This is a genomic window from Acidovorax sp. Q11 (assembly GCF_054950075.1).
The window spans coordinates 207,549-229,490 of sequence record NZ_JBUDZG010000004.1 but is presented as its reverse complement, the minus strand read 5'-3'; the positions used below and the strand labels follow the sequence as shown (position 1 = coordinate 229,490).

At 63.5% G+C, this 21,942-nt stretch carries 19 protein-coding genes, 3 tRNA genes and 1 pseudogene; 9 read left to right on the top strand and 14 right to left on the bottom strand.

Annotated features, from left to right (window positions below):
- On the top strand, positions 1–271 hold a 271-nt coding region (locus tag ACYZGB_RS05965), incomplete at its 5' end, for an IS30 family transposase (RefSeq protein WP_462387320.1).
- A gap of 13 nt (positions 272–284) precedes the next feature.
- On the opposite strand, the pseudogene ACYZGB_RS05960 reads toward ACYZGB_RS05965, so the two are convergent.
- A pseudogene (locus tag ACYZGB_RS05960) lies at positions 285–2,023 on the bottom strand (cation:proton antiporter domain-containing protein).
- Positions 2,024–2,217: 194 nt separating this feature from the next.
- Here ACYZGB_RS05960 and ACYZGB_RS05955 point away from each other — a divergent pair.
- Positions 2,218–2,294, top strand: a tRNA-Arg gene (locus ACYZGB_RS05955).
- 140 nt (positions 2,295–2,434) lie between these two features.
- Here ACYZGB_RS05955 and ACYZGB_RS05950 read toward each other — a convergent pair.
- The 12 genes from ACYZGB_RS05950 to ACYZGB_RS05895 all read right to left on the bottom strand — a co-directional run bounded on the left by ACYZGB_RS05950 (position 2,435) and on the right by ACYZGB_RS05895 (position 13,771).
- Positions 2,435–2,638 carry a hypothetical protein gene (locus ACYZGB_RS05950; RefSeq protein ID WP_094287754.1) on the bottom strand — a complete coding sequence of 68 codons (204 nt, stop codon included), beginning with the start codon at positions 2,636–2,638 and terminating at the stop codon, positions 2,435–2,437.
- 171 nt (positions 2,639–2,809) lie between these two features.
- Positions 2,810–2,885, bottom strand: a tRNA-His gene (locus ACYZGB_RS05945).
- Between the two features lie 49 nt (positions 2,886–2,934).
- Positions 2,935–4,863, bottom strand: coding sequence for a SurA N-terminal domain-containing protein (locus ACYZGB_RS05940; protein ID WP_462387318.1), 1,929 nt, complete (start codon positions 4,861–4,863; stop codon positions 2,935–2,937).
- A 60-nt stretch (positions 4,864–4,923) separates the two neighbouring features.
- Positions 4,924–4,999 (bottom strand) — tRNA-Val (locus ACYZGB_RS05935).
- A 16-nt stretch (positions 5,000–5,015) separates the two neighbouring features.
- The gene (locus ACYZGB_RS05930) at positions 5,016–5,288 is read right to left on the bottom strand and encodes an HU family DNA-binding protein (protein WP_008906675.1); all 273 of its coding nucleotides are present in this window, start codon (positions 5,286–5,288) and stop codon (positions 5,016–5,018) included.
- 301 nt (positions 5,289–5,589) lie between these two features.
- Positions 5,590–6,684, bottom strand: coding sequence for a tartrate dehydrogenase (locus ACYZGB_RS05925; protein ID WP_462387317.1), 1,095 nt, complete (start codon positions 6,682–6,684; stop codon positions 5,590–5,592).
- 70 nt (positions 6,685–6,754) lie between these two features.
- On the bottom strand, positions 6,755–7,321 hold the full coding sequence (pgsA, locus tag ACYZGB_RS05920) for a CDP-diacylglycerol--glycerol-3-phosphate 3-phosphatidyltransferase (protein ID WP_026436902.1): 567 nt from the start codon (positions 7,319–7,321) through the stop codon (positions 6,755–6,757).
- A 45-nt stretch (positions 7,322–7,366) separates the two neighbouring features.
- Positions 7,367–9,391 (bottom strand): excinuclease ABC subunit UvrC, encoded by a 2,025-nt coding sequence (gene uvrC / locus ACYZGB_RS05915; RefSeq protein WP_462387316.1) that lies wholly within the window; start codon positions 9,389–9,391, stop codon positions 7,367–7,369.
- A gap of 108 nt (positions 9,392–9,499) precedes the next feature.
- The gene (locus ACYZGB_RS05910; RefSeq protein WP_462387315.1) at positions 9,500–10,483 is read right to left on the bottom strand and encodes a Bug family tripartite tricarboxylate transporter substrate binding protein; all 984 of its coding nucleotides are present in this window, start codon (positions 10,481–10,483) and stop codon (positions 9,500–9,502) included.
- A 78-nt stretch (positions 10,484–10,561) separates the two neighbouring features.
- Complete coding sequence (locus ACYZGB_RS05905) at positions 10,562–11,542, bottom strand: Bug family tripartite tricarboxylate transporter substrate binding protein (RefSeq protein WP_462387314.1); 981 nt, start codon at positions 11,540–11,542, stop codon at positions 10,562–10,564.
- Between the two features lie 46 nt (positions 11,543–11,588).
- Positions 11,589–12,569 carry a hydroxymethylglutaryl-CoA lyase gene (locus ACYZGB_RS05900; RefSeq protein ID WP_462387313.1) on the bottom strand — a complete coding sequence of 327 codons (981 nt, stop codon included), beginning with the start codon at positions 12,567–12,569 and terminating at the stop codon, positions 11,589–11,591.
- Positions 12,566–13,771 (bottom strand): CaiB/BaiF CoA transferase family protein, encoded by a 1,206-nt coding sequence (locus ACYZGB_RS05895; protein WP_462387312.1) that lies wholly within the window; start codon positions 13,769–13,771, stop codon positions 12,566–12,568. Before ACYZGB_RS05895 ends, ACYZGB_RS05900 begins: the two co-directional genes overlap by 4 nt.
- Before the next feature lie 130 nt (positions 13,772–13,901).
- On the opposite strand from ACYZGB_RS05895, the gene ACYZGB_RS05890 reads away from it, so the two are divergent.
- The 3 genes from ACYZGB_RS05890 to efp all read left to right on the top strand — a co-directional run bounded on the left by ACYZGB_RS05890 (position 13,902) and on the right by efp (position 16,685).
- Complete coding sequence (locus ACYZGB_RS05890; RefSeq protein ID WP_462387311.1) at positions 13,902–14,810, top strand: LysR family transcriptional regulator; 909 nt, start codon at positions 13,902–13,904, stop codon at positions 14,808–14,810.
- Complete coding sequence (gene earP / locus ACYZGB_RS05885; protein WP_462387310.1) at positions 14,807–15,967, top strand: elongation factor P maturation arginine rhamnosyltransferase EarP; 1,161 nt, start codon at positions 14,807–14,809, stop codon at positions 15,965–15,967. The genes ACYZGB_RS05890 and earP overlap by 4 nt, the downstream gene beginning before the upstream one ends.
- A 163-nt stretch (positions 15,968–16,130) precedes the next feature.
- Positions 16,131–16,685, top strand: a complete 555-nt coding sequence (efp, locus tag ACYZGB_RS05880; protein WP_056421144.1) for an elongation factor P — start codon at positions 16,131–16,133, stop codon at positions 16,683–16,685.
- A gap of 144 nt (positions 16,686–16,829) precedes the next feature.
- Here efp and rimO read toward each other — a convergent pair whose 3' ends face one another.
- The gene (gene rimO, locus ACYZGB_RS05875; RefSeq protein WP_462387309.1) at positions 16,830–18,224 is read right to left on the bottom strand and encodes a 30S ribosomal protein S12 methylthiotransferase RimO; all 1,395 of its coding nucleotides are present in this window, start codon (positions 18,222–18,224) and stop codon (positions 16,830–16,832) included.
- On the opposite strand from rimO, the gene ACYZGB_RS05870 reads away from it, so the two are divergent.
- From ACYZGB_RS05870 to ACYZGB_RS05855, 4 genes are all read left to right on the top strand, one after another.
- Complete coding sequence (locus ACYZGB_RS05870) at positions 18,223–19,902, top strand: recombinase family protein (RefSeq protein ID WP_462387308.1); 1,680 nt, start codon at positions 18,223–18,225, stop codon at positions 19,900–19,902. The two genes, rimO and ACYZGB_RS05870, sit on opposite strands and share 2 nt — an antisense overlap.
- 50 nt (positions 19,903–19,952) lie before the next feature.
- The gene (locus ACYZGB_RS05865) at positions 19,953–20,267 is read left to right on the top strand and encodes a hypothetical protein (protein ID WP_462387306.1); all 315 of its coding nucleotides are present in this window, start codon (positions 19,953–19,955) and stop codon (positions 20,265–20,267) included.
- Positions 20,268–20,741: 474 nt separating this feature from the next.
- Complete coding sequence (locus ACYZGB_RS05860) at positions 20,742–21,635, top strand: histidine kinase (protein WP_462387305.1); 894 nt, start codon at positions 20,742–20,744, stop codon at positions 21,633–21,635.
- Positions 21,629–21,937, top strand: coding sequence for an STAS-like domain-containing protein (locus ACYZGB_RS05855; protein ID WP_462387304.1), 309 nt, complete (start codon positions 21,629–21,631; stop codon positions 21,935–21,937). Before ACYZGB_RS05860 ends, ACYZGB_RS05855 begins: the two co-directional genes overlap by 7 nt.
- The last annotated feature ends 5 nt before the right edge of the window (positions 21,938–21,942 follow it).

Below are 21,942 nucleotides of genomic sequence, written 5' to 3'. Positions count from 1 at the left end.
GGTGCACAGACGCCTGAAGACGAAGGTGTACTTCGCCGATCCGCACAGCCCTTGGCAGCGTGGGCTCAACGAGAACCACAATGGGCTGCTACGCCACTACTTCCCCAAGGGCAGTGATCTGGGCACGACCAGCGAAGAGCAGGTGCTCCACGCCGTGTACCGGCTCAACCACAGGCCCCGCAGATGCCTGGGCTGGAAGACTCCGCATGAGGTGTTCCACGGCTACAAAGTGAGCCCACTTACACTGGGGATTGGCGCACTTCGTTGTTGAAACCGCCCTTGAATCACACCGGCCCGTGCAGGGGCGCAGGGCCGGTGGAGCGCGCCTGGCGCGCCCGGGACCGCTCCAGCACATGGTGCGACATCAACTGGGCCAGTGCATCTTCGGCCAGAAACACCACCGTGCCATCACTCTCCTGCACCAACCTGCGCGCCTCATCCTCGCTGTGGCTGCGCACCACGGTCTCAATGGCGGGGTTCAGTGTTGTCGCCGTGGCGATGATCTGTCGCACGTTGAGAGAGTCGGGCGTGGCAATCACCAGCATGGCGGCTCGGGCAATGTGAGCCTGGATCAACACGGCGGGCTCCACGGCATCGCCGAACACAGCGGCAATGCCCTCGGCCCGCAACGACTCCACCAGCTCGCGGTTCTGCTCGGTCACCACAAACGGAATGTCGTGCGCGGCCAGCGCACTCGCCACGCGTCGCCCTACCCGGCCGTACCCCACCAGCACCACCTGGCGGGCGAGGTAGCGCGAATCCGTGCTCATCGGCAACTCAGCCAGCGGGTCGTCGCGCTGCTCCAACCGCCGCGCCCAGGCCGAGCGGGCCCGCAGCCAATCCTGCAGTGGCGCAATCGCATGAAAGAGCAAGGGGTTGAGCGCCATAGAAATCAGCGCCCCTGCCAGCACGAGGCTGGCCCCCTCCGGCGGCAAAAGGCCCAGTGATGCCCCCAAGGCCACCAGGATGAAAGAAAACTCACCAATCTGCGCCAAGCTGGCCGACACCGTGAGCGCCGTGTTGAGTGGGTAGCGGAAAGCCAGCACCAGCGCAGCCGCCGCCAGCGTTTTGCCCACCATGATGATCGCCGCCACCGCCAGCACCTGCAAAGGCCGCTCCCACAGCACTGCAGGGTTGAACAACATGCCCACCGACACAAAAAACAGCACGGCAAAGGCGTCGCGCAATGGCAGGGACTCGTGCGCGGCCCGGTGGGCGAACTCGGATTCACGCATCACCATGCCGGCAAAAAAAGCGCCGAGCGCAAACGACACGCCAAACAATGCGGCCGAGCCAAATGCAATCCCCACCGCCGCAGCCACCACACACAGGGTGAACAGTTCGCGCGAACCGGTGCGCGCCACCTGCCACAACACCCAGGGGAATAGGCGGCGCCCCACCAGCAGCATCAAGGCCACAAAGCCGCCGACCTGGAGCAGCGTCCAGCCCACTGTGCGTCCCAGTTGTGCGGCATCCAGCTCGGCGCCAGCACTGCTCCCAGCCACCCGGCCAGCGGGGGCAACAGCACCAGCACCAGCACCATGGCCAGGTCTTCCACCACCAGCCAGCCCACGGCAATCCGGCCGGTGTAGCTGTCCAGAATGCCCAGCGTCTCCAGGGCCCGCAGCAGCACCACCGTGCTCGCCACCGACAGCGAAAGCCCAAACACCAGCGCCCCGCCCAGGCTCCACCCCCACCAGGTGGCCAGTGCCATACCCAGCGCCGTAGCCACCATCATCTGCACCACCGCCCCAGGGACGGCAATCTTGCGCACCGCCAGCAAGTCACCCAGAGAGAAATGCAGGCCCACGCCAAACATCAGCAGCATCACACCAATCTCGGCCAACTGACTGGCCATGGCCGCATCCGCCACAAACCCCGGGGTGAACGGCCCGATTGCCACTCCCGCCAACAGATAGCCCACCAGCGCCGGCAAACGCAGACGTGTTGCCAGAAAACCCAGCGCCAGTGCCAGCCCAAGGGCTGCGGCGATGGTGTGGATAAGGGAAACGCTGTGCGGCATGGGGATGTGTGCTGGAGAGGAGAGCGCATCGTGCGCCCGCGCATGGCCTCGTTAAAACCGCATCCCCCCTTGGACTGCAAAATCGGAGGGCTTCTTGCAAGTGCGTGCCGCCATGGCGGGTATGATCCTGCCTCTGCACCAACGCAGTGGCGGACGCTCCGCCCAGCCAGTAGGCGTCACCGCCGAAAGCCTTTCTGCCCGTAGCTCAACTGGATAGAGCAATAGCCTTCTAAGCTATAGGTCGGGGGTTCGAGTCCCTCCGGGCAGGCCAATACTCACGCTGTAAAAATCATCCGACTGGCATTGATTGCGCCAGGGGAAAACACCGAAAAATCCACTTCGGCCAGGCCGCACACAGCCACCACATCCTCGCTTCAGGATGGTCGGTCGATGGCTTCAGCGCTTTTGCGGCTAGCGGTTGGGTTGCGGTACGGCTGCATAGTTCATTGCGATGGCCTGCACCACGGCGCCAATCAACGCCGAATCTCCCGCACTCTGGGGCAGCACTTCTTTGACAATCTTGACCGCATATTCCAACTGCTCCTTGGCCAGGGCCGCAGACATGGCATTGCCACGCTTCTCACTCGGCGACGCATCGCGGACTACCAGATTCATCAGAGACTCCTGAAGCAGTTAAGCGAGCAGTATGCGCTGCCTTCTTCTCGCAACGCGGCCGTTGCGGAAACCAAGTGGGAGTGGCAGATCGCAATACCCGGAGCCAGGGCCTAAAAACCACTGCAGAAAGCAAAAACCGCTGCAACGTTTTCGTTGCAGCGGTTTGCATTTTGGGGTGGCTGATGGGGCTCGAACCCACGACAACAGGAATCACAATCCTGGACTCTACCAACTGAGCTACAGCCACCGTAGCTTCGCATTATAGCCTGGGTTTTTTGGTCCCCAGACCAGATTGCTTAATTTTCTGCAGTGACTTGGACTGCAGCGTCAGGACGCGGGGCCTTGATCTGCACCTTGAAGCGTTGCTTGAGCAATTCGTAATAGGCCAAGCCTTCTGCGGTCGTCAGCCACTGCTCGTACTGCTGGCGCTCTTGCTGGGCACGCTGCGCATCAGGCGCCTGGCGGGGCACTACGCGGTTGACCTTGACCACCATGTAGCCAGCGGCCCCCAGGTCCACGCCCGTCCAGCCGGGCAAGGCATCGGCAGGTGCGCGCAAGGCGGCGTCAATCACTTGGCGGGGCAGGTTCTGGGGCTGCTCACGCGATACTTCCGTGGCAGCAGAAAGGCCCGTGGCCGAGGCCGGCGTCGCCTTCCAGGCAGCCAGCTTGGCCTCGCCCTCCTTGCGCGCCAATTCGGCCGACTTTTCGGCTACATAGAGGGTGCGCACGCGGGCACGCACTTCATCCAGCGGCAAGGTGCGAGCCGGGGTGTAGGTTGTCACACGGCCTGCGGCCATCTGGCTGGGGCCCACTTCGACGGCCTCAGTGTTGCGCTTGTTCTGCACGGAGTCCGATGCAAACAGTGCTTCCAGGAACTTGGCATTGGCCAGGGGTCCCTTGGCGCCTGGTGCCGGGGTGCGGGTGACCCCCGTGGCCGTCTGCACCTTGAGCTTGAGCTTGTCGGCCACCGGCTGCAGGCTGTCCGCCTGCTCGTACACACCGTTGGTGAAGGACTCTGCCACTTCGGCGAATTTGCGCTGGGCCTGCTGCTGCTTGAGTTCGGCTTCCATCGAAGGACGCAGCTCCTCGAACGAGGGCTGGCGGGGCGTCTTGATGTCGGTCAACTGGATGATGTGGAAGCCGAAGTCGCTCTCCACCACATCGCTGATCTCACCCTTCTTCAGTGCAAACGCCGCATCTTCGAAAGGCTTGACCATGGCACCACGGGCGAAGAAGTTCAAGTCCCCGCCGACCACGGCTGAGCCCTTGTCGTCAGAGGATTTCTTCGCCACGTCCGCAAAACTCGCAGGCGCCTTGCGCACCTGGGCGAGCAGTTCGGCAGCGCGGGCCTTGGCCTTCTCGCGGTCTGCAGCCGGTGCATCCTTGGCGGCATTCACGAGGATGTGGCTTGCGCGGCGCTCTTCCTTGGCCGTCATCCGCGCCGCGTTTTCCTTGTAGTAGGTACGCAGGTCGTCTTCGCTCAGGGAGATGGTGGCGCGCACACTGTCGAGGTCCAGCACCACGTACTCCACGGCGGCCTGCTCCAATTGCTGGAACTGTGCGGGATGGGCTTTGTAATAGGTTTCGAGGTCCGCATCTGTGGGCGCGACCTTGCTCGCGAAATCGGAGGCATTGAAACGTGCCACCTGGATGTCGCGCCGCTCGTACAAGGCGTTCAGGGCCAGCTTGACCTGCGCATCAGAACCAAAAGCAGAGCCCATCACCCCCCCCATGACCTGGTTGGTGGAGATGTCGCGGCGCACATTGGCCTCGAACCCCGCAGGCGTGAGGCCCTGGCCGGCCACCAGGGCGCGGTAGGCTTCGGCGTCCAGGGTTCCATCCGCGCGCTTGAGCCCGGCAATCGCCGGGATCTCTTGCAGGCTGCGTGCCAGGCGCGCATCGCTGGTGACGAGGTGCATTTTTTGCGCGGCAGCAGCCAGCACGCGGTCGCGCACCAGGCGCTCCAGCGTGGCGTAGCGTGCGCTGGGCGAATCCAGCAACTTGGGATCGACCGTGGGAGACTGCGCGCGAATGCGGTCCGTCTCCATGCGGTGGGCATTGTCCCAGTCTGTCTGCTTGATATTGTCTCCATCGACACGCGCCACCACCGGGCTCTTTTCAGAGAAGTAGTTGCTGTCAATGCCTACCAGCACAAACGAAGGAATGATCAGCAAGAACAAGAAGATCATCACGATCTTGGAGTGCTTGCGGATGGATTCAAACATGGTCGATCTTTCAAGAGGCAAAAAACAAAAGGCGAACTTGCGTTCGCCTTTGTTCGGTGATGGTGGGTCCTGACGGTCTCGAACCGCCGACCTACTCCGTGTAAAGGAGCCGCTCTACCAACTGAGCTAAGGACCCCACCTAAACTTGATCCTCAGTTCAAGGCATCTTTCAATGCCTTGCCAGGACGGAACTTTGGAACTTTAGCAGCTTTGATTTTAATCGTAGCGCCAGTACGGGGATTGCGGCCGGTGCGGGCAGCGCGCTTGCCCACAGCAAAAGTGCCAAAACCGACGAGCGACACCGTGCCGCCCTTCTTCAGAGTCTTCTTGACAGCCTCGATCGTGGATTCCAGGGCACGCGCAGCAGCGGCCTTGGAGATGTCGGCGTTGGTAGCGATGTGCTCAATCAGTTCGGTTTTGTTCACAAGAAGCCTCTCGGAAAAGAGTTGATGGAATGTCTCGCGGATATCTGGTCTTCACACGTCTGACGGCACAGCCGAGGGCTGACAGGGAACAGGCGGGGGAATGACTGGCATACACAGCAGTGGCTGCTGCATCAGATTAAAGCCATCGAGTTTCAGAGTGTCAATACAGCACGCTGATTTGAGGCAGCGTTGGGATGAATTCTAGTCGTATTTCGCGCTGCGACAGGGCTTGCAGGGCCGTTTTGTCTCAAACACGCCGTATGGGCAGCATCCCGTATTGACACTCCAATTCCGGCGCCACTCAAACGGCCGACAGGGCCTCGGCGATGGCCTTGCCAACGTCCTGCGTGCCGGACTTGCCGCCCAGATCAGGGGTGCGGGGCCCGCCACTTTGCGGGTCCAGCACCGCCTCGATCGCGGCCAGCACCGCATCGTGCGCGGCGCGGTAACCCAGGAAGTCCAGCATCATCGCGCCGCACCAGATCTGGCCAATGGGGTTGGCAATACCCTGACCCGCAATGTCGGGCGCCGAGCCATGCACGGGCTCGAACAACGACGGCATGGTGCGCGTGGGATTGAGGTTGGCGCTGGGCGCAATGCCGATGGTGCCCGTGCAGGCCGGCCCCAGGTCCGAGAGGATGTCGCCAAACAGATTGCTGGCCACCACCACATCGAAAAAGTCGGGGCGCTGCACAAAATGGGCTGTGAGGATGTCGATGTGGAACTTGTCCACCTTCACACCCGGATACGACCTGGCCATCTCGGCCACGCGCTCGTCCCAGTACGGCATGGTGATGGCAATGCCGTTGGATTTGGTGGCGCTGGTCAGGTGTTTCTTGGGGCGCGACTGGGCCAGGTCGAAGGCAAATTTCAGAACGCGGTCCACGCCGTGGCGGGACATCACCGTCTCCTGCATCACGATCTCGCGCGGGGTGCCTTCGTACATGCGGCCGCCGATGCTGGAGTATTCGCCCTCGGTGTTCTCGCGCACGATGAGCATGTCGATTTCACCTGGCAGGCGCGGGCTGCCATCGCGCCGCACCACGGGCGCAATCACCCCCGGCATGAGGCGTGCAGGGCGCAGGTTGATGTACTGGTCGAACTCGCGGCGGAACAGCAGCAGCGAGCCCCAGAGCGAGACATGGTCGGCGATCTTTTCGGGCCAGCCCACAGCGCCGAAGTAGATGGCCTCGTGGCCGCCGATCTGCTCCTTCCAGTTGTCGGGCAACATCTTGCCGTGCTTCTCGCAATAGTCCCAGCTCGAGAAATCGAAATGGTCAAAGTGCAGGTCGATGCCAAATTTGCGCGCGGCCACGTCCAGCACGCGCAGGCCCTCGGGCATGACCTCTTTGCCAATGCCGTCGCCAGCCACCACGGCAATGCGATGTTTCGCCATGCAAACGCTCCTGAAAATATAGCTGCCTGCGCTTATCCAGAGCGCGCAGACGGCCAAAAAAGCTTGAGATTTACTTGACGCGGGCCCGGATTTCGGGGAGCGCCTTCTGCAGGTAATACACCATGGACCAGACCGTGAGCACCGCAGATGCCCAGATCAGCCAGGTGCCCCACACGCCCGTGTCGATCACGCCAAACAGGCGCCCGTCGTACAGCAGGAAGGGGATGGCCAGCATCTGCACCGTGGTCTTCACTTTGCCGATCATGTGCACGGCCACGCTCTTGCTTGCACCGATCTGCGCCATCCATTCGCGCAGGGCCGAGATCGCGATCTCGCGGCCAATGATGATGAGCGCCACGAACACATCGGCGCGCTGCAGGTGCACCAGCACCAGCAGCGATGCACACACCAAAAACTTGTCGGCCACCGGGTCGAGAAAGGCGCCGAAGGACGAGGTCTGGTTGAGCTTGCGGGCCAGGTAGCCGTCCAGCCAGTCGGTGGCGGCAAACACCACGAACATCACGGTGGCAATCAGGTTGCGTGTGGCCGGGTCCAGCGGCGCGTAGAACACCCCCACGATCAAAGGTATCGCGACGATGCGCGTCCAGGTCATCAAGGTGGGGATAGTCCAGAACATGGCGGCGATTGTGTCACGGCACGGCAATGGCGCCGCCGATAAGGCCTATCTCAGCGCCTTATAAATTTCTTCGGCCAGTTCGCGCGAGATGCCGTCCACCGTGGCCAGGTCTTCCACGCTGGCCGAGGCCACGCCACGCACCCCGCCAAACCGCTGCAGCAGCCGCGCCCGCTTCTTGGGCCCCACCCCTGCAATTTCTTCGAGCTGCCCGCCACCCACACGCACCTTGGCCCGCGCAGCGCGCATGCCGGTGATGGCAAAGCGGTGCGCCTCGTCGCGAATCTGCGCGACCAGCATCAGCGCAGCCGAATCCTTGCCCAGGTAGACCTTTTCGCGCCCATCGGCAAACACCAGCTCTTCCAGGCCCACCTTGCGGCCCTCGCCCTTCTCGACCCCCACGATGCGCGTCAGGTCCAGCCCCAGCGCGGTGAACACCTCGCGCGCCACGCCCACCTGGCCCTTGCCGCCGTCGATGAGCACCAGGTCGGGCAAACGCGCCTGGCCCTTGGGCCGGGCTGCGGCTTGCGCCTCCGGAGACTTCGCATAGTCAATGCCGCCCTCTTCGCGCTGCGCCTCCACCACCTTGCTGTAGCGGCGCGTCAGCACCTGGCGCATGGCGGCATAGTCGTCGCCCCCCGTGATGCCCTCGATCTTGTAGCGGCGGTATTCGCTGCTCTGCATCTTGTGGTGGTGGAACACCACACACGATGCCTGGGTAGATTCGCCCGCCGTGTGCGAGATGTCGAAACACTCGATGGTGAGCTGGTCCAGGTCTTCGGGTGGCAAATCGAGCGCCTCGGCCAGCGCGCGGGTGCGGGCCTGCTGCGATCCCTCCTCGGCCAGCAGGCGGGCGAGTTGCAGGTCGACGTTCTTTTGCGCCATGTCCAGCCAGGCGCGGCGCTGTTCGCGGGGCTGGTGGATGGCGTTCACGCGCAGGCCACTTTGCTCGGTCAGCGCATCCAGCAAGGCCTTGTCCACCGGCACACTGGTCACCAGCAGCGGGGGTACGGGCACGCCGATGTAATGCTGGGCGATGAAGGCTTCAAGCACCAGCGCCTCCACGGGGCGGGCGGGCTTGGCCGGGGCGGTGGCCGCGTCCTCGACGCCCTCCACGCCTTCCACAGCCTCGGCACTATCGCCCCCCTCTTCCGCATACACCGCTGCAGCGTCTTCCACATGCACCGGGAAATAAGGCCGGTCGCCCAGGTGGCGGCCACCGCGCACCATGGCCAGGTTCACGCAGGCGCGGCCGCCTTGCACGCGCACCGCGAGGATGTCCACATCCTTGTCATCCACCGTCTCGATGGACTGCTGGTGCAGCACGCGCGACAGCGCCTGGATCTGGTTGCGCACCTCGGCCGCCTGCTCAAACTCCAGCTTGTCCGAATGCGCCATCATGCGCGCCTCCAGCGCCTGCAGCAGCTCCTGCGTTTCGCCGCGCAGCAGTGCCTCGGCATGCGACACGTCGGCGGCATAAGCCTCGGGCGATATCAAGTCCACACAAGGCCCGGTGCAGCGCTTGATCTGGTACAGCAGGCAGGGCCGCGTGCGGTTGGCAAACACCGTGTCTTCGCAGGTGCGCAGCCGGAACACCTTTTGCAGCAGCTGGATGGTTTCCTTCACCGCCCAGGCGCTGGGGTACGGGCCAAAGTACCGGTGTTTTTTATCGACCGCGCCCCGGTAGTACGCCATGCGCGGAAACACCTGGCCCGGCGCATCGCCCCGCGTGTGGGCGCCCGGCGTGCCGGTGATCTTGAGATAGGGGTAGCTCTTGTCGTCGCGGAACAGGATGTTGAACTTGGGGTTCAGCGTCTTGATGAGGTTGTTTTCCAGCAGCAGCGCCTCGGCCTCGGAGCGCACCACCGTGGTCTCCATGCGCACGATCTTGCTGACCATGTGGCCGATGCGCGTGCCGCCATGGTTCTTCTGGAAGTAGCTGGACACCCGGCGCTTGAGATTGAGCGCCTTGCCCACGTACAGCAGCGCATCCTGCGCGTCGAAATAGCGGTACACGCCCGGTAGCGCGGGCAGCGCAGCCACCTGCGCCAGGAGTTCTTCGGAATGGGACATGGCGCGTATTGTGGCCCCGCGCGCATCCTGCCCCATTCACTATCAAATAAATAGCTGCTAGCGCTTATCCATCAAGCGCTAGCGGCCATTTTCATAAAAATATCCGAATCATTCCGCCTCGATCTTCGAGGTCTTCACCACCTGCGCCCAGTTGGCCAGATCAGCCTTCACCTTGTCGCCCAACTGCGCGGGGGTCTGGTAGTCCGCCGTGGCGCCCTGCTCTTGTGCCTTTTGCTGGAAGGCCGGGTTCTGCACCACGGTGCGGATGTCGGCCGTGAGCTTGTCCACCACGGCCTTGGGTACGGCGGCGGGGGCAAACACCGCAAACCACGAGGTGGCATCGACCTTGGGGTAGCCCGCCTCGGCGGTGGTGGGCACATCGGGCAGGCTGGGCAGGCGCTGCTTGCCCGTCACGGCCAGCACGCGCAGCTTGCCGCTGGCAATGTGGGGCATGAACGGGGGTGCAGTGCCAAAGGTCAGGTCCACCTGGCCGCCCAGCAGGTCCTGCAGCGCGGGGCCTGTGCCCTTGTAGGGCACGTGGACCATCTTGATGGCGCCTTGCTGCTCCAGCATGGCACCGGTCACGTGCTGGAGGGAGCCATTGCCCGACGAGGCGTAGTTGAGCTTGCCGGGGTTGGCCTTGGCGTGGGCGATCAGCTCGGGCAGCGTTTTCACCGGAAGGTCGGCCCGCACCACGATGATCTGCGGAGCCGAGATCACATTGGCCACGGGCTGGAAGTCGCTCTGCTCCCACTGCTTTTGTTTGGTGATGTGGGGCGAGATGACGTGGTAGCCCGAGTACTGCATCAGCAGCGTGTAGCCATCGGCCTCGGCCCGCTTGACGGCGCTGGCCGCGATGTTGCCGTTGCCCCCGCCCTTGTTGTCTGCGATGACCGACTGGCCCAGCACCGGCGCAAGCGCCTGCGCCAGCATGCGGGCCGACAGGTCGGTGGTGCCACCGGCTGCTGTGGGCACCACAAGGGTCACATTCTTGGACGGGTAGGCGCCCTGCGCCGCTGCGTGGCCGATGAAGCTGATGGTGGCCATTGCGGCAAGGGCCAGGGTGGTGAACTGTTTGCGGGTGGTTTTCATGAAAGGGATGTCTCCGTTGTCGTTGTTGTGAAAGGTCTGAGTATCAAAAGGCAGCAGGGTTCGACAGTCGTGCACCGCTCAATCCACCGTCGCACCCGTCTCCTTGACCACACGGCTCCACTTGGGCAGGTCGGACTGCACCAGCGCCGCCAGCTGCGCCGCCGTACCCTTGAAGGGCTCGCAGCCCACGGTGGCCAGCTTGTCCACCACGTCTTTGTGCTCCAGCGCACGGACCACCTCGGCCTGCAACTGCGCCACGATGGGCGCGGGCGTGCCGGCCGGGGCAAACAGCGCATACCAGGGCGCCTGGCCAAAGCCCTTGATCGTCTCGCCAATCGTGGGCGCGTCGGGCAGCGCGGCCACGCGCTTTTCATTGACCACGCCCAGCACCTTGAGCTTGCCCGCCTTGATGAACGCAATGGCCGATGGCAGGCTTTGCACCGACAGCGGCACTTGCCCGCCCACCACGTCGGTGGCGGCTGCCGCAGAACCCTTGTACGGAATGTGCTGCAGCTGGATGCCCCCCGCCTTTTGCAGCATCTCGCCAATCAGGTGGTTCAGCGTGCCGTTGCCCGCCGAGGCAATCGCATATTTGCCAGGGCTGGCCTTGGCCAAAGCCACCATTTCGGCCACGGTGTTGGCCGGGAAGGATGGATGCGCCACCAGCACATAGCCCGCCGTAGCCACGGGCGCCACGGGTGCAAAGTCCTTGACCGGATCGAACCCCGGGTTCTTGTACAGCGCAGGGCCAATCACATGGGCGCTGTCTGCCGTCAGCAGCAGCGTGTAGCCGTCGTTGCGCGCCCGGGCTGTAGTGCCGGTGGCCAGCGTGCCGCCCGCGCCAGGGCGGTTGTCCACGATCACGCTCTGGCCCAGCTGCTCGCTGAGTTTTTGCACCACCACGCGCGCAATGGCGTCGTTGGCGCCACCGGCAGCCTGGGGCACGACCACGGTGATGGGCTTGGAGGGGTATTTGTCCTGCGCGCCCGCTGCGAAGGCAGCGGAGCACAGCACGGCGGCGCTGAAGATGCGGCGGGACAGTGGGGTGGGGAAGGTCATGGCTTTTGTCTCCTGGTGTTATGTATGAATGCAGGCTCGCCCGCGCTCAGCGGGCAAGTGCTCTTTCGCGGATCGCCTCGAAATCGGTAGACACCGGGTGCAGCGCCAGGCGCGGTCCCGCCTTGGCGATCTGGCTGGGAATATCGTGGCCGATCAACGCAGGCAGTTGCTGCGCCGCCGCCACCAGTTGTGCCAGATCCACCCCGGTGTCATAGCCCATCAGCGCCAGTGCATGCACGATCTCTTCGCTGCACACATTGCCGCTGGCGCCCGGCGCATAGGGGCAGCCGCCCAGGCCACCCAGCGAGGCATCGAACCGGTCTGCGCCTGCGTCAATGGCCGCCAGCACATTGGCCAGCCCCATGCCACGCGTGTTGTGGAAATGCAGGGTGAACTCCACCCCCGGCCAAAGCGCGCGGGCCGCCGCCGTGAGCTGATGCACCTGCGTGGGGTAAGCCATGCCCGTGGTGTCGCACAGCGTGATGCCACGCACGCCCAAGTCCACAAAGCGCTGCACCCAGTCGAACACGTCGGCCTGGGCCAAATCGCCTTCCATGGGGCAGCCGAACACGCAGGACAGCGACACATTCACCGCCACGTTGGCGCCCTGCGCCAGGGCCACCACTTGCGCCAACGCCGCAAACGACTGTTCCTGCGTCATGCGCAGGTTGGCCAGGTTGTGCGTGGCGCTGACCGACATCACCAGGTTCAACTCGTCCGTGCGCGACTCGATGGCGCGCTCGGCACCGCGCAGGTTGGGCACCAGCGCGGTGTAGACCGTGCCAGGGCGCCGTGTGATCTCGCGCATCACGACCTCGGCATCTTTCAGCGCAGGAATGGCGGTGGGCGAAGTGAACGAAGTCACTTCGATCTTGGACAGACCCGCCGCCGACAGCGCATTGCACAGCGCGATCTTGTCGGCCGTGGGCACAAAGGCCTTTTCCATCTGCAGGCCGTCGCGCAGGCCGACTTCCTGCATATGGATGCGGCGGCCTGCGCCCTGCCATACGGTGTTGGATGCACTCATTGAATCACTCCCTTGCTGCGCAGCAGCGCGATCTGTTCGGCCGTGAGGCCTGCCTCGGCCAGCACCGCATCCGTGTCGTCGCCCAGGTGCGGCGCACTGCTGCGGATGCTGCCCGGCGTGCCCGAGAGCTTGGGCACGATGCCAGGCACCTCCACGCTGTAGCCGTCGCGCGTCTGCTGCGTCAGCAGCATGTCGCGGGCACGGTAGTGCGGATCTTCGGCAATATCCTTGGCGGTGTAGACCTTGCCCGCAGGCACGCGGGCGGCGCCCAGGGTCTCCATCACCTGCAACACCGAGCGCGCGGACGTCCAGGCACCAATGGCGGCGTCGATTTCGCCCACCCGCGCCACGCGGCCGGTGTTGCTGCTCAGGTCTGGGGCGTCGGCCAGGTCCTGGCGGCCAATCGCCGTCATCAGCCGCTTGAAGATGCTGTCGCCATTGCCCGCCACCAGCACCCAGCCGTCCTGGCAGGGGTAGGCATTGCTGGGTGCAATGCCCGGCAGCGCGCTGCCGGCCGCCTCCCGCACGGCACCAAAAGCGCTGTACTCGGGGATCAGGCTTTCCATCACGTTGAACACCGCCTCGTGCAAGGCCACATCAATCACCTGGCCATGGCCCCCATTGGCCTTGCGGTGGTACAGCGCCGTGAGCACGCCGATGGTGCCGTGCAGTGCCGCCAGCGTGTCGCCGATGGAAACGCCCACACGCACCGGCACACGGCCCGGCTCCGCCGTCAGGTGGCGCAGGCCGCCCATGGCTTCGCCGATCACGCCAAAACCCGGCAGGTCTCGGTAGGGCCCCGTCTGACCGTAACCCGAGATGCGCAGGATCACGAGGCCAGGGTTGAGCGCGTGCAGCTCATCGGGCGACATGCCCCAGCCTTCCAGCGTGCCGGGGCGGAAGTTTTCGACCAGCACATCGGCTTCAGCAATCAGCTGGCGGGCGATGTCCTGGCCTTCCTTCTGGCGCAGGTCCAGCGCCACCGAGCGCTTATTGCGCGACTGCACCTGCCACCAGACGGAGGTGCCTTCCTTGATCAGGCGCCAATTGCGCAATGGGTCACCGGACTCGGGCGCCTCGATCTTGATCACGTCGGCGCCAAACTCGCCCAGCGTCTTGCCGCAGAACGGCCCGGCAATGAGCTGGCCCATTTCGATGACGCGCACGCCTTGCAAGGCGGCGGGGGAAGCAATGGAATCCATAGAACGGTTTGTCTCGTGCAGGCGGTGATGCTGGGCCGCAATGATGCGCACCCGCCGCCCGCCTGCAAAACGCTCAAGCAACAAGCCACCATCGCAAACCGGCATGGCAGCTTGCTACCATCGGTGCCCCATGAAACTCGATCCCGTGTCCCTGCGCCTGTTTGTTGCCGTGATGGAAGAAAGCACCATTGCTGCGGCTGCCGCACGCGAGCATCTTGCGGCCTCCGCTGTGAGCCGGCGCCTGGCGGACTTGGAGGGCACGCTGCGTGTGGAGCTTTTTACCCGCAGCAACAAGGGCACCGAGCCCACCGCCGCCGCCTATGCACTGCTAAACCTGGCGCGTGGCGTGCTCAACGATCTGGACGGCATTGCCAGCCAGATGCGCGAGTACGGTGCCGGCGTGCGTGGCCATGTGCGCGTGGTGGCCAACATCTCGGCCATCACGCAGTTCCTGCCGGCGCAGTTGCAGAGCTTCATGGCGCTGCACCCGCAGGTGGATGTGCGGCTGCAGGAGCAGATCAGCACGGCCATCGCCCAGTCGGTGGCCGAAAACGCGGCCGATGTGGGCATCCTCAACCAGGGCCACTACGGTGACCGCGTGGTGCAGCTGCCCTACCGCCGTGACGAGCTGGTGCTGGTGGTGCCCACCGGCCATGCGCTGGCGCGGCGCAAGTCCGCCCGCTTGGCCGACGCCCTGCCCTACGACTTTGTGGGCGCGCACCCGGGCAGCGCCATCAACAACCAGCTGACCCGCGCCGCATCCGAAGCAGGCCTGCCGCTGCGGCTGCGCATGCAGGTCACCAGCTACGACGCGCTGTGCCTGATGGTGGCTGCCGGCCTGGGCGTGGGCGTGATGCCGCGGGGCAGCGCCGCGCTGTACAAGGGCTCGCAACCCATCCGCGTGGTCACGCTGAGCGAGCCCTGGGCGCACCGGCAGCTGGTGCTGTGCGTGCGGTCCGAGGAGTCCCTGTCCAGCGTGGCACGGCTGCTGGTGGACCATCTGCGCGCTGGTGCACCGCAACAAGGAAACATGGCATGACGGCCAAAGCGCCCGCCCCCCCCGCGCTCCCCGCATTGCAATGGGATGTGTTCTGCCGCGTGATCGACAACTTTGGCGACATCGGCGTGTGCTGGCGGCTGGTGGCGCAACTGGCCAGCCTGGGCCACCGCGTGCGCCTGTGGGTGGACGACGCCTCGGCCCTCGCGTGGATGGCGCCCGCAGGCTGCCCGGGTGTGGAACTGCGCGCCTGGGGCGCGCCCCCGCCCGGCCCCCACGAACCAGCACCCGATGTGATGGTTGAGGCGTTCGGCTGCGAGATTGCTCCTGAATTCATAGCTTATGGCGTACACCAGTCGCGCGCAAACGGCCAAAAACCTGTCTGGATCAACCTGGAATACCTGTCGGCCGAGCGTTATGTGGAGCGCACCCACCGGCTGCCATCGCCCCTCCTGTCAGGCCCTGCTGCGGGCTGGACACGGTGGTTCTTCTACCCCGGCTTCACGCCAGCCACTGGCGGGCTGCTGCGCGAAGACGACCTGATGGTCCGGCGGCAGGCGTTTGACCGCACCGCCTGGCGCCAGGCGCACGCCGACGCGTTTGGTCTTGACAACGACGACGGCCCAGGGCGGCGCTGGGTGTCGCTGTTCTGCTACGAGCCCGCCGCCCTGCCCGAGCTGCTGCAATACAGCCAGGCCCAGCCCACGCAGTTGCTGGTCACGCCGGGCCGCCCCACGGTGGCGGTGCAGGCCGCACTTGGCGCCGCCCAAAACCAGGGCCAAAATGCCCGCATGGGCGCGCCCGACAAGCTTGGGCAGCTATACATTTCATACCTGCCTGCACGCACCCAGACGGCGTTTGACGACATGCTGTGGGCCTGCGACCTGAACTTTGTGCGCGGCGAAGATTCGCTGGTGCGGGCGCTGTGGGCTAGGCAGGCCCTGGTCTGGCAGATCTACCCCCAGCACGACAACGCCCACCACGACAAGCTCTGGGCGTTTCTGGACTGGCTGCAGGCCCCGGCATCGCTGCGGCAGTTCCACGCCACCTGGAACGGGCTCAACACCGCGCCCCTGCAGTGGCCCGGCGACGACACCCTGGCCGAATGGACCGCCTGCATTGCGGCCGCACGCACGCGCCTGCTGACGCAGGACAACCTTGTGGCGCAACTTTTGGGCTTTGTCGCCGAAAAACGGTAAAATCCGAGGCTTTGCGCAAATCAGGTGCGGCACACCGGTGCCCAGCCCTCGCGCATTCCCGCCGCGGAACATGCATCGGCACGGCGCGCCTTCTGCCTCCCCTGCGAGACAACAGAAAGCCACCGGCCCGCGCGTTGAGCGGCCCCAACCCAAGCAACTCGCTATGAAAATCGCTCAAGAAATCCGCGCCGGCAACGTGATCATGCACGGCAAGGACCCCATGGTTGTCCTGAAGACCGAATACGCCCGTGGCGGCCGTGGTGCAGCCACCGTGCGCATGAAGCTCAAGAGCCTGATCGGCAACTTCGGCACCGAAAACGTGTTCAAGGCCGACGACAAGATCGACAACGTGATCCTGGACAAGAAGGAGTGCACCTACTCCTACTTCGCCGATCCCATGTATGTGTGCATGGACACCGAATACAACCAGTACGAAGTCGAAGCCGAGAACATGGGCGACGCACTGAACTACCTAGAAGACGGCATGTCCCTCGAAGTGGTGTTCTATGACGGCAAGGCCATCTCGGTCGAACTGCCCACCAGCGTCGAGCGCGAAATCACCTGGACGGAACCCGCCGTCAAGGGCGACACGTCCGGCAAGGTGCTCAAGCCCGCCAAGATCGCTACCGGCTTCGAAGTGCCTGTGCCCCTGTTCGTGTCGCAAGGCGACAAGATCGAAATCGACACCCGCACCGGCGAATACCGCAAGCGCGTGTAAGGCTTGTCTGAGGCTTCTGCCTCGGCCCACCAAAAAGGCTTCCCTCGGGAAGCCTTTTTTATTGGTGTTGTTGAGGCTCAGCGCCTGATGGGCAAGCGCTGACAGCTATTCAAACCATAGCAAATTTGACAGCCCGGGCGATTTTCACACCGGCACGGCCACCAGGTCATGCCCCTGCGTGCCCACGATGCGCGCGCGGGTGAACTCGCCCACCTTGAGCTGCTTGCTGATCTTCTCGGGCGGCAGCAGGTGCACCACGCCGTCGATTTCGGGCGCATCGGCATAGCTGCGGCCCCGGCCGCCCTTCTTGCCCAGCGCGGGGGCGTGGTCCACCAGCACCTGCATGGTGGCACCCACGCGGCGCTGCAGCTTGGCGATGGAGACCTCTTCGGCCACGGCCATGAAGCGGGCACGGCGCTCTTCGCGCACTTCCATCGGCAGCATGCCGGGCAGCTCGTTGGCGGCGGCACCGTTCACATCGCTGTAGGCAAAGCAGCCCGCACGGTCGATCTGCGCCTCGCGCACAAAGTCGAGCAGGTGCTGGAACTCCTCTTCGGTCTCGCCCGGAAAGCCCGCAATGAAGGTGCTGCGGATCACCAGCTCAGGGCAGGCCTCGCGCCAGCGCTGGATGCGCTCCAGGTTGCGTTCGCCACTGGCGGGGCGCTTCATGCGCTTGAGCACGTCGGGATGGCTGTGCTGGAAGGGCACGTCCAGGTACGGCAGTACCTTGCCCGTGGCCATGAGCGGGATGACCTCATCCACGCTGGGGTACGGGTACACGTAATGCAGGCGCACCCAGGCGCCATAGGGCTCGGCGATTTCGCCCAGGGTCTGCACCAGCTCCAGCATGCGCGTCTTGACGGGCTTGCCGTCCCAGAAGCCGGTGCGGTACTTCACATCCACGCCATAGGCCGAGGTGTCCTGGCTGATGACCAGCAGCTCCTTCACACCACCTTCGAACAGGGCCTTGGCCTCGCTCAGCACGTCGCCAATGGGCCGCGACACCAGGTCGCCACGCATCGAAGGGATGATGCAGAAGGTGCAGCGGTGGTTGCAGCCCTCGCTGATCTTGAGGTAAGCGTAGTGCTTCGGGGTGAGCTTGATGCCCGCGATGCCGAAACCGCCGGGCACCAGGTCGATGAAGGGATCATGGGGCTTGGGCAGGTTCAGGTGGACGGCGTCCATCACCTCCTGCGTGGCGTGTGGCCCGGTCACGGCCAGCACACTGGGGTGCATCTCGCGCACCATGTTGCCGCCGCCTTCGCCCGCACGTGCGCCCAGGCAGCCGGTGACGATCACCTTGCCGTTTTCGGCCAGCGCCTCGCCAATGGTGTCCAGGCTTTCCTTGACGGCGTCATCGATGAAGCCACAGGTGTTGACAATGACCAGATCCGCGCCATGGAAGGTCTTGGAGGTTTCGTAGCCCTCTGCGCTCAGTTGCGTGAGGATGAGTTCGGAATCGGTCAGCGCCTTGGGGCATCCGAGGGATACCATACCTATACGCGGCGAGCGTGCTGGTTTTTCTATCGTTTCAGTCATGGTGGGGGTGATTGTGAAAGGTCTTGTCTACAGCTACATGCGGTTCTCTGATCCGCGCCAGGCCGCTGGCCACAGCCGCGAACGCCAGGAGGCATACGCCGCGAAATGGGCAGCAGAGCACGGGCTGCAGCTGGACGACAAGCTCACGATGCTGGACGAAGGCCTGTCGGCCTACCACCAGCGGCACGTCAAATCGGGGGCGCTGGGGGCGTTCCTGGCGGGGGTTGAGGCCGGGCGGATCGCGTCTGGATCGGTGCTTGTCGTAGAGGGGCTAGACCGGCTCTCACGCGCCGAGCCGATCCAGGCCCAGGCGCAACTGGCCCAGATTGTAAATGCGGGCATCACAGTGGTCACTGCCAGCGACGGAAAGGCCTACAGCCGGGAGCGCCTGAAAGAGAACCCGATGGACCTGGTGTACAGCCTGCTGGTGATGATCCGGGCCCATGAGGAAAGTGACACCAAGAGCAAGCGGGTGAAGGCCAGCATTCGGCGGCTGTGCGAGGGATGGAAGGCGGGCACCTATCGCGGCCGGGTGCGCCAGGGGCACGACCCCGACTGGCTGCACGAGGCGCCAGGCGGGCCGAATGGGGGATGGGAGCTGGTGCCCGAGCGGGTGGAGGCTGTGCGCCGGGCCATAGCGCTGTACGTGGACGGCCAGGGGGGAAAGCGCATCGTGCAGGCGCTGAATGCCGAGGGCCTGCAGCTGTACGGCACAAGCGATGCGAACCACACGCAGCAGATCTATCGGATGATCAAGATGCCGCAGCTGATGGGCGCCAAGCCCGTGAGCGTGGACGGCGAGCAGTACCTGCTTGAGGGCTACTACCCCGCCATTCTTAGCCAGGCCGAGTACGACGAGCTGCAGCGGGTGGCCGCGCAGACGGGGCGCCGCAGGGTGAAGGGGGATCTGCCGCATGTCATCACAGGGCTAGGCATCACCGTGTGCGGGTATTGCGGCCGCCCCATGGCCGGGCAGAACCTGGCCACGAAGCCACGCCTGCCAGATGGGCGAATCCGCGACGGTTACCGGCGCCTGCTTTGCGCATCAAACGCGGCCTATGGTGGCGGCTGCGCGGTGCAGGCCAGCACCAGCGTGGCGCCGGTGGAGCGGGCCATCATGACCTACTGCAGCGACATCGTGAACCTGCAGGGCCTGTTTGGCACTGACCGCACCGAGGGGCAGCGCGCGCACGTAGCCACAGCGCGCGGCCGCGTGAGGGACATCGAGGCGCAGCTGGAGAAGATCACAGACGCCATGCTGGCTAGCGCGGGTGAGGGAACGCCCATGGTCTTTGCCCGCCGGGCCCGCCAGCTGGAAACCGAGCTGCAAGACGCGCAAAGAGCCCTGCAGGCGGCAGAGCACGAGCTGGCCAACCTGGCGCGCAAAGACACCAAAGGCGCCGACGAAGCTTGGCGCGCCCTTGCGGCCGGTGTGGAGGCCCAGGACATAGACGCCAGGCTGCGCGCCCGCCAACTGGTGGCCGACACTTTCGAGCGCATCGTGGTCTATGCCAGGGGCATGCGGCCAGATCCTGCGGCCACGGGGCACGACTACCAGATAGACCTGATCCTGGTTGGCAGGGGGGGCAACTCGCGCGCGCTGCGCATCGACCGAGAGGGCAACCTGGTGGGAGGGTACGACGCGCCGGAGGGTATGAACGAAATGCCGCGCGATTGAGTGCAACAACAAAATACTGTATATTTTCACAGTGTATTTTTGGAACCACCATGCACACCCTTGACATCGTCTATTCAGTCGCCTTGCGCGACTACCCCGAAGATCTGCACGCGGCCGACCGCATGAGGATTGAAACGCAGTACGCGCAAGAACTTGAGCGAACCTACGGCACAGCAGACAACGTGGCTGCAGCACTCGATTCGATGCAGGCGCTGGAGGCTATGCCGCCCGGCCCACTTTCGCCTGGCGACCTGGCGCTAGTGCAGCATTGGGGCAAGGCCAATGCGCAGGCCCGCCAGGTGGCCCTGCAAGAGTTTGGGGACGTGGCCACATGCCGCTTTGAGGTAGAGCGCATCCCGTTCTGAAGGCGCATGTACTGCAACGTTTATCGGCTCTACGACGGCCAGGGAAAACGCCTGCAGAATGAGGTGGCCAGGGCCAACGGGCAACGCGGATGGCTGGTGTACCGACTTAAACGCCCAGGTACAGGCGAGCCACTTCACCACGCCCTGCTATTACCCAAGGAGGGGGCGCCAGACCATTCTGCTCTGCTGCCACCACTCAACCACGCGCATCTGCGGATGCTTCACGGGGGAATGCGCCTGACTGGCCAGGACTTTGATGCGGACCACAGATACCTGAAGCAGGCCTGGTGGGCGGTGCCGGTGGTGGTCTAGCCCTTGGATGCCTACTCTTTCAAGCCAGCGGTACAGCAGCGCAAGCCAAAGCGTTGCTACCCATATGCTAGTGCGCCACCTGCTGGACGCCAACGCCAATGACCCGAAGCAGCGAGAGAGTTTAAACTTCCTGATCGAGACATCGGCCTACAAAAGAAATCAATGCGCGCAGTAAAAATACCTTATCGCCTGACCCATCAGGAATGCAATCATTTCATTCATGAAGAAGTGATTAATAAAGTTATTCTCCAGAATGCACGTGGAGTTGTTTTTGATTTTTCAGGCATAACTTTTATTGATCCATCAGGGCTAGCCGCTCTTTACAATTCAATAAAAATACTTGAGCACTATCAAAAGGAAATTATATTCACCAACCACGACATGACCACCGATGTCAACAACTATCTAGATGACAGTGGATTTTATTCCACGATGATCGGAACTCGAGTTTTCCAGGGCAGGACCAGAAGGCCAACAACGGTGCCAATCCATATTTTTGGCATCAATAATTACTATGGCCATCTAACAGGCGAACTAATGCCATGGATTGCAACCTCTTTAGGCATAACGCCACAATCTTTAGATGTGCTCAGGGCAACTCTTGAAGAGGCTTATCACAACGTCGCTTATCACTCAGGAGTCAATGAGGGCTGTGTTTTTGCCCAACACTACCCTAAAAGAAAAACTCTTGAGGTGATAATATCCGATCACGGTAAGGGAATTCCGCACAGGGTGCGCACAAAAATTCCGAACATCTCCGATAGCAACGCCTTGGAGCAAGCGTTTGAAAAGGGCTTTACCACTGGCTCGGTGGTTTCGAACAGGGGATGGGGCCTCTGGCAACTTGCAAATTTCACAGCACAAAAAAATGGTGGTCATGTAACCATCCGATCTGGCCAGGGATACGCCAAAGCGGAGCGAGGGCCCGAAGAACCTAAGATCAGGGCGTGGAAGACAGACTGGGCCTACCCCGGCACACTGGTGCGCGTTGTCCTCGAAACCGATACACTGCAGGAACTCCGAAACGATACCGAAGAGGAGGTGTTCACATGGTAGTCATACGCATCCAGGAGCACGCGCCCCAAGCTTCTACCTACGCGGATGGGCAAGCAATTTTTGACTTGCTCAAGCCTCGGTTGGCGCAAGGAGAAGAGGTAACTCTCTCCTTTAACGGGATTCTTGCTGTCCCATCCGCCTTCATCAATGCGGCAATCGTCCAGTTGGTGGAGCACGTGCCGTTGACGCAGGTTCGGCAACAGCTTCGAATCGCCGATTCCACTAGGGCCATCAATAATCTGATCCGTACTCGCCTGGAATTTGTTGAACGCTCTGCAGGCGATACGACCTACGCTCATTGATAGAT

Bases quoted from the DNA above. Each gene is read 5' to 3' on its own strand.
- ACYZGB_RS05950 (WP_094287754.1), bottom strand. From the start codon at position 2,638: ATGAATCTGGTAGTCCGCGATGCGTCGCCGAGTGAGAAGCGTGGCAAT.
- ACYZGB_RS05940 (WP_462387318.1), bottom strand. From the start codon at position 4,863: ATGTTTGAATCCATCCGCAAGCACTCCAAGATCGTGATGATCTTCTTG.
- ACYZGB_RS05925 (WP_462387317.1), bottom strand. From the start codon at position 6,684: ATGGCGAAACATCGCATTGCCGTGGTGGCTGGCGACGGCATTGGCAAA.
- pgsA (WP_026436902.1), bottom strand. From the start codon at position 7,321: ATGTTCTGGACTATCCCCACCTTGATGACCTGGACGCGCATCGTCGCG.
- uvrC (WP_462387316.1), bottom strand. From the start codon at position 9,391: ATGTCCCATTCCGAAGAACTCCTGGCGCAGGTGGCTGCGCTGCCCGCG.
- ACYZGB_RS05910 (WP_462387315.1), bottom strand. From the start codon at position 10,483: ATGAAAACCACCCGCAAACAGTTCACCACCCTGGCCCTTGCCGCAATG.
- ACYZGB_RS05905 (WP_462387314.1), bottom strand. From the start codon at position 11,542: ATGACCTTCCCCACCCCACTGTCCCGCCGCATCTTCAGCGCCGCCGTG.
- ACYZGB_RS05900 (WP_462387313.1), bottom strand. From the start codon at position 12,569: ATGAGTGCATCCAACACCGTATGGCAGGGCGCAGGCCGCCGCATCCAT.
- ACYZGB_RS05895 (WP_462387312.1), bottom strand. From the start codon at position 13,771: ATGGATTCCATTGCTTCCCCCGCCGCCTTGCAAGGCGTGCGCGTCATC.
- ACYZGB_RS05890 (WP_462387311.1), top strand. From the start codon at position 13,902: ATGAAACTCGATCCCGTGTCCCTGCGCCTGTTTGTTGCCGTGATGGAA.
- earP (WP_462387310.1), top strand. From the start codon at position 14,807: ATGACGGCCAAAGCGCCCGCCCCCCCCGCGCTCCCCGCATTGCAATGG.
- efp (WP_056421144.1), top strand. From the start codon at position 16,131: ATGAAAATCGCTCAAGAAATCCGCGCCGGCAACGTGATCATGCACGGC.
- ACYZGB_RS05870 (WP_462387308.1), top strand. From the start codon at position 18,223: ATGGTGGGGGTGATTGTGAAAGGTCTTGTCTACAGCTACATGCGGTTC.
- rimO (WP_462387309.1), bottom strand. From the start codon at position 18,224: ATGACTGAAACGATAGAAAAACCAGCACGCTCGCCGCGTATAGGTATG.
- ACYZGB_RS05865 (WP_462387306.1), top strand. From the start codon at position 19,953: ATGCACACCCTTGACATCGTCTATTCAGTCGCCTTGCGCGACTACCCC.
- ACYZGB_RS05860 (WP_462387305.1), top strand. From the start codon at position 20,742: ATGCGCGCAGTAAAAATACCTTATCGCCTGACCCATCAGGAATGCAAT.
- ACYZGB_RS05855 (WP_462387304.1), top strand. From the start codon at position 21,629: ATGGTAGTCATACGCATCCAGGAGCACGCGCCCCAAGCTTCTACCTAC.